Source organism: Bradyrhizobium sp. MI1.3, assembly GCF_055811695.1.
The window spans coordinates 19,541-29,612 of the sequence record NZ_JBVVPQ010000080.1 but is presented as its reverse complement, the minus strand read 5'-3'; the positions used below and the strand labels follow the sequence as shown (position 1 = coordinate 29,612).

Genomic DNA, 10,072 nt, shown 5'->3' with positions numbered 1-10,072 from the left:
AGAACACATGCCCACGATTGACCGCATCGACGGCTATGCCGACGAACTCACCGCTATCAGGCGCGACCTCCACGCCCTCGGTCACCGGCCGGAAGTTCGCAAAATCCCAGCCGCGGCCTGGCGCTGCCTCGAGCAAGGCTCTGGTGTAGGCTTCCTTCGGATGCGTCAGCACTTCGGCGGCCGGGCCCTGCTCGACGACGCGGCCGTGCTGCATCACCACGACCTCGTCGCAGATCTGCGCTGCGACGCGCAGATCGTGAGTGATGAACAGGATGGCGATGCCGAGCCGCGTCTGGATCTCGTCGAACAGGTCCAGCACCTGCGCCTGCACGGACACGTCGAGGGCGGAGACCGCCTCGTCCGCGACCAGCACGTCGGGATCGAGCGCGAGCGCGCGGGCGATCGCAATGCGCTGACGCTGGCCGCCGGAGAACTGGTGCGGATAGCGCGCGACCGCATCGGCGGGCAGGCCGACCAGCTCGAGCAATTCGCGCGCACGCTTCATTGCGTCGGCATGCGACACGCCGTAATTGATCGGGCCTTCCGCGATGCTTTCGCCGACAGTGACGCGCGGGTTGAGCGAGCGGTAGGGGTCCTGGAATACGATCTGGATCTTCTTCCGATGCGGCTGCAACAGCCGCCGCGAGATGTCCGAGATCTCGCGGCCGGAGAGGCGCACGCCGCCGGAGGTCGGGTCGATCAGGCGGACGATGCAGCGCGCCACGGTCGATTTGCCCGAGCCGCTCTCGCCGACGATGCCGAGCGTGCGGCCCTTGCGCAGCGTAAGCGTGACCTTGTCGGCGGCGACGACTTCGCGGCCTTTACCGAAGAACGCGCGCTCGCGATAGACCTTGCCGAGTTCGTTGGCCTCCAGCACCACCGGTTCCCTGGTCTCAGGCCGCGCCGCGCGCGGCACCAGGCTCGGCACCGCGGAGAGCAGGTTGCGGGTGTATTCCATGGTCGGATTGCGCAGGATGGAATCCAGCGTTCCGGTCTCCACCAGTCGGCCCTGCCGCATCACCGCGACGCGGTCCGCGATTTCGGCGACCACGCCCATGTCATGGGTAATGAACAGCACGGCGGTTCCGTGATCGCGCTGGAGGTCGCGGATCAGGGTCAAAATCTGCTTCTGCGTTGTGACGTCGAGCGCGGTGGTCGGTTCGTCCGCGATGAGCAGCTTCGGTTCGAGCACGAGTGCCATCGCGATCATGATGCGCTGGCGCTGACCGCCGGAGAGTCGGTGAGGGTAGGAGGCAAAGATACGCTCGACCTGGGGCAGGCGCACCTGCTCCATCATGTCGAGGATACGCTTCTTGCGCGCCTTCGCATCGAGTTTGGTGTGCGCGCGCAGGACTTCGTCGATCTGGCGGCCAACCGGCATCACCGGATTGAGCGCCGTCATCGGCTCCTGGAAGATCATCGCCATCCGCGTCGCGCGGAGCTGCCGCAGGCGGCGGACGGTCGCGGTGAGAATCTCCTCGCCGACCAGCTTGACGCTGCCGCCGGTCGGAATCAGCGTGCCCTTCGGCAGCAGACCCATCGTGGTCAGCGAGGTCACCGACTTGCCCGAGCCGCTTTCGCCGACGAGGCACAGCGTCTCGCGCTCGTGCACCTGGATCGAGATGCCGTCGATGATGTTTGCGGCATTCGGCTTCTTGCCGACGGAGACGACGAGGTTGTTGATGTCGAGGATCGGGCTGGTCATCACTTGATCGGTCATCATTTGCCTTCCCGCTGCTTCATGCGCGGATCGAGTGCGTCGCGGGCGGCATCGCCGATCAAATTGATGCTGAGGATCGCGATCGAGAGCAGCAGGCCCGGCCAGAAGATCAGCGTCGGCTTGAGCTGGAAGTACTGACGACCCTCGGCCATGATGTTGCCCCAGGTCGGCGTTTCCGGCGAGATGCCGGCGCCGAGGAAGGAGAGGATGGCCTCGGTGAGGATCGCGGACGCGCAGACATAACTACCCTGCACGATCAGAGGCGCGATCGTGTTCGGCATCAAATGCCGCCACATGATCTTTGGCAGGGATGAGCCGACCGAGATCGCCGCTTCAACATAGGGCTCTTCGCGCGCCGACAGCACGACCGAGCGCACCAGGCGTGCCACGCGCGGAACTTCAGGGATCGTGATTGCGATCAGCACGGTCCAGAGGCTGGCGCCGGACAGCGACACGACGGCGATTGCCAGCAGGATGCTCGGCATTGCCATCAGGCCGTCCATGATCCGCATCATGACGGAATCGACCAGCTTGAAGAAACCGGAGACCAGGCCGATCGCCAACCCAATGACGATCGACATGATCGCCGAGCCGATGCCGATCAGAAGCGAGATGCGTCCGCCATACATGACGCGCGACAGCAGGTCGCGGCCATAGGCGTCGGTGCCGAGCAGGAATTGCGCCGAAGAGGGCTTCAGCCGCTGCGAGGGCGCAAGCTGGATCGGATCATACGGCGCGATCAAGGGCGCGAGGATCGAGATCAGCACAACCAACGCCAGGCAGATGGTCGCCGCCGCGATGATCGGCGTCGAGGTCAGGAATCCGAAGCGCGGCCGCAGCGGCGACGTGATCGGGATGGACGACTGGGGAAGGGTATCGACCGACATTTTTCGTTGTTATCCTTAGCCCTAGTACCGGATCCGGGGATCGAGCAGCGTGTAGGCGACGTCGATCAGAAGATTGACGACGACATAGATCAACGACGTCAGCAAAATCATCGCCTGGATCACCGGATAGTCGCGCGCCAGCACCGCATCCACCGTGAGGCGGCCGATGCCGGGGATGTTGAACACGCTCTCGGTGACGACGACCCCGGAGATCAAAAGCGCAAAGCCGGTACCGATCACCGTGATCACGGGCACGGCGGCGTTGCGCAGCGCATGGCGCATCATCACGGCGACTTCGTTGATGCCTTTTGCGCGCGCGGTGCGGACGTAGTCCTCGCCGAGCACGTCGAGCATCGCCGCGCGCGTCATGCGCGCGATCAAAGCGATGTAGATGAAGGACAGCGCACAGGTTGGCAGGATGATGCGCTCGAAGAACGGCCCAAACCCGTTCGAGATGCTGCGGAAGCCCTGGACCGGCACCCAGCGCAGGTCGATCGCGAAGACCTCGATCAGGATGTAGCCGACCACGAACACCGGCACCGAGAAGCCGAGCACGGACAGGCCCATCACGAAGCGGTCGATCCAGGTGCCGTGCTTCCAGGCAGCGATTACACCGAGGGGAACCGCGACGATGACCGCGAGGATGATGGTCGACAACGCGATCGAGATCGACGGCTCGACCCGCTGGCCGATCATCTTCATCACCGGAAGGTTGGAGATGAGTGACGTTCCGAGATCGCCATGCAGCAGCTTGTTCAGCCAGGTGATGAACTGCACGATCAGCGGCTCGTTGAGACCGAGCGAGGTGCGGATGCGCTCGAGCCGCTCCGGCGTGGCGTTGTCGCCGGCAAGAATCGCGGCGGGATCGCCGGGGGTGAGGCGGAGCAGGAGGAAGACGAACAGCGCCACCACGCCCATCACGGGCACGGCGGCGAGAATTCGGCGAAGGAGATATCCGAGCAAGTTGGATCCCGTCAGATTAGAGTCAAATCAGAGACAGCGGCTGAAGGCTGCGTTCTGCCACCAGCCTAACATTTCAGCAATTCCCATGCCATCCGGGCCACGGTTTTTGCAGTGCGGTCAACTTGTTTCGGGAGACCTGGCCCGCTTGTGGTGACGTGGCTCGCGCCTTACTCCAAGGTCGCGAGCAGCCCCGCCATCAGCCGGCCGCGTTCGACCAGACTTTCGACCTCGATATACTCTTCGAGCGTGTGGCCGTTGCCGCCACGCACGCCCAGGCCGTCGAGAGTCGGGATGCCCATTGCGCCGGTGAAATTGCCGTCGGAGCCGCCGCCGGCGCTCGCATGCGGCAGTTCTGCGCCGAGCGATTTGGCGATCCCGCGCGCCTTTTCGTAAAGCGCCATGGTGCCGGCATCGGGCTCCCAGACCGGACGTGTCACGCCGCGCGTCACCTTGAAGGTGACATCATTGGTTGTACCGGAGAGCGCCAGCATCCTCTCGACGCCGCGCTCGAGGTCGGCCTGGCGCTTGGCCATCGAAAGCGCTTCGCCGGTGGCGGTCGTGGCAACGCAATTGACCCATTGCCCCCCGTGCACCACGCCGACCGAAAACGTACAGTCTTCGCCCGTCATCGCGTCGATGGCGAGGATTTGCCGCGCCATCTCGCGGATAGCAGAGCGGCCCGCCGACAAGGTGGCGCCGGCGTGGCTGGGCCGGCCGGTCGCCTCGAGATTGAAACGCGCAATGGCGTAACGTCCGGTGGTGACGCCGTTGTCAGCGCGGCCGGGCTCGGGGACCAGCACGTATTTGTTGCGCGCGGCTTCCGCCTCGATGATATCGCGCGTGGAGGGTGTGCCGACTTCCTCGTCGGGCGTGAACAGCACGGTGATCGGCAGCGGCGTCGTGAACGAGGCGCGGGCCAGTTGGCGGATCGCTTCCAGCGAAAGATAATTGCCGCCCTTCATGTCATAGATGCCGGGTCCGTAGCACTTGCTGCCCTCGCGCCGCCATTTCAGCTTCTCGATGGTACCCACGGGATGAACAGTATCCATGTGTCCGGCAATCAGGATGCCCGGCTCGCCTTGCTTCGGATGCGGAAAGCGTGCGCGGATCACGCCGCCAAAGCCCTGGCGACCGGCGATGCGCTCGATCGTCGCACCCATGATTGCCATCTCCCGCGCTGCGATATCGAGCATGCGGTTCACGGCGCTCGCGTCCCAGGTCGGGCTTTCGCATTCCACCCAGCCGCGCAGACCCTGGAGCATCGCTTCGGAATCGAAGGGAAGATTGGCTGGATTCATCTCAATGTCTCTCCAATGTCTCTTGGGCTTCGGAACATGGAACGCGCATTGCATTGGCGCGGGGCAGGGCAGGCGGAGAGCGTTGTAGAGCCAAACCGATCCGTGTGGAGCCCGTGCGCGCGCTGCTTGGGCTTGCAGCGAAACCGGATTGACGCGCTCGGCACTGTCTGCAAGTCTCGAAAAGATAAAGGCATTGCATGAGGTTAGTTCGCCTAAAGAACGAACCGGATGCTCAATCAATAACCTGCCTTTGAACAGTTTCACGTCAGGAGAACTTTTTATGTTTAAGTTGATGCGCCGGGGGCCTCGCGCGTTCGCCTCCAAACTTGCGCTGTCGGTCGTCGCGCTTTCGACCGCACTGGCCTCGCCGGTGCTTGCGGCTGGCAAGACCATCACCGCGGTGATGCATTCGGATCTGCGCATCATCGATCCGATCTTCACCACGGCCTACATCACGCGTGACCATGGCTACATGATCTACGACACGCTCGTGGCGCCCGATTCGAACTTCAAGATCCAGCCGCAGATGGCGGACTGGAAGATCTCCGACGACAAGCTCACCTACACGTTCACGCTGCGCGACGGCCTGAAGTGGCATGACGGTGCGCCGGTGACGGCGGAGGACTGCGTTGCCTCGCTCAAGCGCTGGGGCGCAGTCGACGGCATGGGCCAGAAACTTTTCGACTTCACCGCGAGCATCGAGGCGACCGATGCCAAGACCATCACGCTGAAGCTGAAGGAGCCCTACGGCCTCGTGCTCGACTCGATCGGCAAGCCGTCCTCCCGCGTTGCCTTCATGATGCCGAAGCGCCTCGCCGAGACGCCGCCGGACAAGCAGATCCCCGAGCAGATCGGCTCGGGTCCTTTCAAGTTCGTGCAGTCGGAATTCCAGCCGGGCGTGAAGGCGGTCTACGTCAAGAACACCGACTACGTGCCGCGCAAGGAGCCGTCGAGCTGGACCTCCGGCGGCAAGGTGGTGAAGGTCGACCGCGTCGAGTGGATCACCATGCCGGACTCGCAGACCGCGGTGAACGCGTTGCAGTCGGGCGACATCGACTTTGTGGAAAATCTGCCTTACGACATGCTCCCGTTGCTGGAAGCGAACAAGGAGATCACGATCGAGGTCTCGAACAAGTTCGGTTTCCAGACGCTCGGCCGGATGAACTTCCTTTATCCGCCGTTCGATAATGTCAAAGTGCGCCGTGCTGCCTTTCTGGCGATAAACCAGAAGGACGTTCTCGACGCGCTCGTCGGCAACGCCAAATATCAGAAGATCTGTGGCGCCTTCTTCGTGTGCGATACGCCGTTCGCGACCGAGGCCGGTGCCGAGACCCTCGTGAAGGGCAACGGCATGGCCGAAGCCAAGAAGGCGCTCGCCGAATCCGGCTATGACGGCACCCCGATCGTGATCATGGCCCCCGGCGATGTCACGACGCTGAAGGCACAGCCGATCGTTGCGGCTCAGCTGCTGCGCGAGGCTGGCTTCAAGGTCGACCTGCAAGCGACCGATTGGCAGACGGTGGTGAGCCGCCGCGCCAGCCAGAAGCCTCCGAAGGAGGGCGGCTGGAACATGTTCTTCACCAACTGGGTCGCGGCCGACGTCTCCAACCCGATCGCCAATCTCTCGATCGGCGGTCAGGGCAAGAAGGGCTGGTTTGGCTGGGCCGAGAACGCCAAGATCGAAAAGCTCAAGGACGACTTCGTTCGCGCCGCCTCGCTCGACGATCAGAAGAAGATCGCCGCTGACATCCAGAAGGAAGCCTATGAGCAGGTGATTTACATCCCGCTGGGGCAGTATCTCCTGCCGAGCGGCTGGCGCAAATCGCTGACCGGCGTGCTCGACGGTCCCGCGACCCCGCTGTTCTGGAACGTCGACAAGTCGGAGTAGGGCGAAGGCTCTTCCTTTCGTCCGGATCATCCTGCGGCGCCGCTGTCATCAGCGGCGCCGTTGTCGTTTGTCGATCTTGGCTCTTTTGTCGACCTTGCGCCGGCTGAGAAGGCGGACGTTTTCAAACTTTTCCAGTTTCCATTCATTGCTATTTGTTTCCGTCCTGAACTAGATGTGCCGTCCTTGCGCATCACCTTCCTTCCTCCATTTGATTCCAGTGCCGATCGATTTTGCATTCCAGACGATGGCCGAACGGTCCGATCGCACGCCGGCACGATGGCGCCGGCCATTCCTGCGTTGGCTCGATGGCGTCGAGACGGGCTGGGCGGTGCCGCTTCTCATCGCGGGCTTCGTCGCGATCTGGACACTTTATCTAGCGGTCGCCTATGCCGGCGGCGGTCTGCACCCCGATACGCTGGAGGCCTGGACGCTGGGGCGGCATTTCGCGTGGGGCTATCCCAAGCATCCGCCCTTGACCGGCTGGGTTGCCGCGAGCTGGAGCGCCATTTTTCCGCTCACTGACTGGTCGCTGCAATTGATGGCGATGGCCAATGCCGGGCTTGCGCTGGTCTTCGTCGACCGGATCGCGCGGCAATTCGTGACGGGGCACAAGCGCGTCCTTGTGCTGTTGCTCCTGATGCTGACGCCGGCCTATCAGTTCCATGCCCAGCGCTTCAATGCCAATGCGGTGCTGCTGGCCGTCTGGCCGCTGGCGACTTGGTGCTTCGTCCGCGCATTCGAGACCCGCGCGGCGTCGTGGGCGATCGCCGTGGGATTCACGACGGCGCTGGCCATGGCCGGCAAATATTATTCGATCTTCCTTGTCGCGAGCTTCACGTTTGCCGCGCTGGCGCATCCGGCGCGTCGCGCCTATTTCACTTCCGCCTCGCCCTGGATCTCGGTCGTCGTCGGGCTTGCGGCGCTGTCACCGCATGTTCACTGGCTCGCCACGACCGGGGCGCCGACCTTCACCTACGCGCTGAACCATGCCAACGGCACTGCGGCGAGCTCGCTCGGGGAGGCCAGGAACTTCCTTCTGGGGCTGTTGGCGGCCATCAGTGTGTCATCCGTCACCTGGATGTTGATCGCCGGCACGCGGCTGAAGCAGTTTCCGGACGATTTCGCGGCGATGAATCCGGGCCTGCGGCTCCTCTTTTACGTTGCCGTCGGCACGATTGCGCTGCCGGTTCTGATCTCGCTCGTGATCGGCACCGATCTGCCGTCGCTGTGGGCGTTGCAGGGGTTGTTCCTGTTCGCCATTCTCGTGGTCTGCGGCACAAATTACCCGATCGAGCGCTTTTACACCGTCAACCTCACCTTGGTCGTGGCCGGCGTCGCGCTCACGGCCGTCCTCGTCGCCGCGCCGATCCATGCCGTCTATCGCAACGATCACGGTTACGAAGAGGGGCGCAATTTCTACGCGCAGGCCGCCAGCGAATTGACTCGCGAGTGGCGCGAACTGACGGGCGAGCCGCTCGCCGCCGTTAGCGGCGACGATGCGCTGGCCTTCGCGATGGCCTTCTACAGCCCGGACCACCCGCACTACGCCCAGCCGTTCGAGGATCAATCTCCCGGAGGCTTGCCGCGCAAGACGACGCTGGACCGCGGCTGGGCCGCGCTCTGTTTCCGCGATCAGGATGATTGCAGCCGGTGGATGGACGGGGTGGCCGGGCGGGCCGGGCACTTCGTCAGGCGGGAATTTATCGTACAGGCGCAGCTATGGGGCCGGCCCGGTCTCACGCGGGACGTGGTTGTGCTGATGGTGCCGCCCCGTGAAGGCGGCGCGGCACCCGAGGGCGTTGCGGACGATTTCAGCGCCAACAGGCGCGCAACGGAATAGACGTGTTGCTCAACAGTGGCTGTCGCGGACCCGCTCGAGCCCTTCACTCGCGAATGGCACGGTGACGGCGGTCTTTTCAACGCTCGACGGCGTGCGTTCCGTCTTCGCCCGCTCCGTGGCGTCGTGGTCTTTACGGGGTTTCGGTTCCATTGAAGCGCCTTTTCAGATTGTTGCAGTACAACATCGAGAGCGCCGCGAAGTTCCTCACCCGATGGCGCGATGATGCGGCTTGAACAGCCGTCCTCTCTCCACCACCAGCACGATCGCGAGCGCGGCGAGTGACGACACGAAGAAGCCGACCGAGAACGGCAGCAGCGTGCCGTCGAAGCTTTGTCCGATCGCCATGCCGACGACGATGCCGATAAGCGTGGTGATCGAGCCGTAGAGCGAGGACGCCGTGCCGGCGATGTGGCCCTGCGGCTCCATGGCGAGTGCGGTGAAGTTGGCGACCATCATGCCGAACGAGAACATCATCAGCGCCGAGAGCACCATGAACAGGGGAAGCGGCAACGCGCCGAGGCTTTCGGTCAGCAGCATCACGCCGGCCACCGCGGTGTAGAGCGTCAGCGCGCCGTGCGAGATCACGCGCATGCCGAGGGTCCCGACGAATCGCGCATTGAGAAAGCCGGCAATGGCGGTGCCGGCCGCGATCGCGGCGAAGGCGAGCGGAAAATAATGGCCGAGGTGATAGATGTCGACAAAAACCTGCTGGGCCGAAAACACGTAGGCGAACAGCGCACCCATCACGCTTCCGGCGGCGAGCGCGTAGCCGAGGGTTTGGCGATGGGTCACGGTCTGCCAGTAGGCCGTGAGCACGTCGGCCGGCGCGAGCGACCTGCGTTCGCTCTCAGGCAGGGTCTCTGGAAGCCGCAGCACGGACCACGCAAGCGCGAGCAGGCCGTAGAGCATCAGCACGACGAAGATGCCGCGCCATTGCGTGACCAGTAGCACCGCCTGTCCGAACGAGGGGGCGATCACGGGGACGGCGATGAAGATCATCATCGCAAGCGACATCACGCTCGCCATGCGGCGGCCGACGTAACAGTCGCGCACGATCGAGGTCGCGATCACGCGCGTCGCCGAGGTGCCGAAGCCCTGCAGTGCGCGCGCCAGCAGCAGCGTCTCGAACGACGGCGCGGCGATCGCCAGCACGCTCGCCACCGCATAGACCGCCATCCCGCCGAGCAGCACCGGGCGGCGGCCGAAACGATCCGACAGCGGACCCATGACGAACTGCCCCGCGCCAAAGCCGATCAGGAAGGTCGACAGCACCAGCTGAAGATGGTTGGCGACGGGGATATTGAAGGCCGACCCGATGTTGGGCAGCGCCGGGAGCATCATGTCCATCGCAAGCGGATTCAGCGCCATGATCGACGCGATCACGATGACGAATTCGGGGAAACCCATCGGCCGGTGTCCCGAGGACACCCAATCGTCGGCATTGACGTCGGACAAGCAGCTCACCTCTGATTTGAG

Annotated in this window: 7 protein-coding genes; 2 read left to right on the top strand and 5 right to left on the bottom strand. The window is 63.8% G+C overall.

The window, feature by feature from the left end; translation table 11 throughout:
- The 4 genes from AC0L3A_RS34535 to AC0L3A_RS34520 all read right to left on the bottom strand — a co-directional run.
- Positions 1–1,705, bottom strand: a 1,705-nt coding sequence (locus AC0L3A_RS34535; RefSeq protein WP_473256058.1) for an ABC transporter ATP-binding protein, incomplete at its 3' end; no start/stop codon positions are given.
- Between the two features lie 14 nt (positions 1,706–1,719).
- Complete coding sequence (locus AC0L3A_RS34530; protein ID WP_007602531.1) at positions 1,720–2,607, bottom strand: ABC transporter permease; 888 nt, start codon at positions 2,605–2,607, stop codon at positions 1,720–1,722.
- 21 nt (positions 2,608–2,628) lie between these two features.
- Positions 2,629–3,570, bottom strand: coding sequence for an ABC transporter permease (locus AC0L3A_RS34525; protein WP_007602533.1), 942 nt, complete (start codon positions 3,568–3,570; stop codon positions 2,629–2,631).
- 167 nt (positions 3,571–3,737) lie between these two features.
- On the bottom strand, positions 3,738–4,868 hold the full coding sequence (locus tag AC0L3A_RS34520; protein WP_473256054.1) for a M20/M25/M40 family metallo-hydrolase: 1,131 nt from the start codon (positions 4,866–4,868) through the stop codon (positions 3,738–3,740).
- 280 nt (positions 4,869–5,148) lie between these two features.
- Between AC0L3A_RS34520 and AC0L3A_RS34515 the strand changes: the two genes are divergently transcribed.
- Positions 5,149–6,756 (top strand): ABC transporter substrate-binding protein, encoded by a 1,608-nt coding sequence (locus AC0L3A_RS34515; protein WP_007602537.1) that lies wholly within the window; start codon positions 5,149–5,151, stop codon positions 6,754–6,756.
- A gap of 244 nt (positions 6,757–7,000) precedes the next feature.
- Complete coding sequence (locus tag AC0L3A_RS34510; protein WP_473256053.1) at positions 7,001–8,596, top strand: glycosyltransferase family 39 protein; 1,596 nt, start codon at positions 7,001–7,003, stop codon at positions 8,594–8,596.
- A 204-nt stretch (positions 8,597–8,800) separates the two neighbouring features.
- Here the strand turns inward: AC0L3A_RS34510 and AC0L3A_RS34505 are convergent, their stop codons facing one another.
- Positions 8,801–10,051 carry a multidrug effflux MFS transporter gene (locus AC0L3A_RS34505; protein WP_219683854.1) on the bottom strand — a complete coding sequence of 417 codons (1,251 nt, stop codon included), beginning with the start codon at positions 10,049–10,051 and terminating at the stop codon, positions 8,801–8,803.
- Between the last annotated feature and the right edge of the window lie 21 nt (positions 10,052–10,072).

Coding starts and splice junctions, on each gene's coding strand:
- AC0L3A_RS34530 (WP_007602531.1), bottom strand. CDS start 2,607: ATGTCGGTCGATACCCTTCCCCAGTCGTCCATCCCGATCACGTCGCCG.
- AC0L3A_RS34520 (WP_473256054.1), bottom strand. CDS start 4,868: ATGAATCCAGCCAATCTTCCCTTCGATTCCGAAGCGATGCTCCAGGGT.
- AC0L3A_RS34515 (WP_007602537.1), top strand. CDS start 5,149: ATGTTTAAGTTGATGCGCCGGGGGCCTCGCGCGTTCGCCTCCAAACTT.
- AC0L3A_RS34510 (WP_473256053.1), top strand. CDS start 7,001: ATGGCCGAACGGTCCGATCGCACGCCGGCACGATGGCGCCGGCCATTC.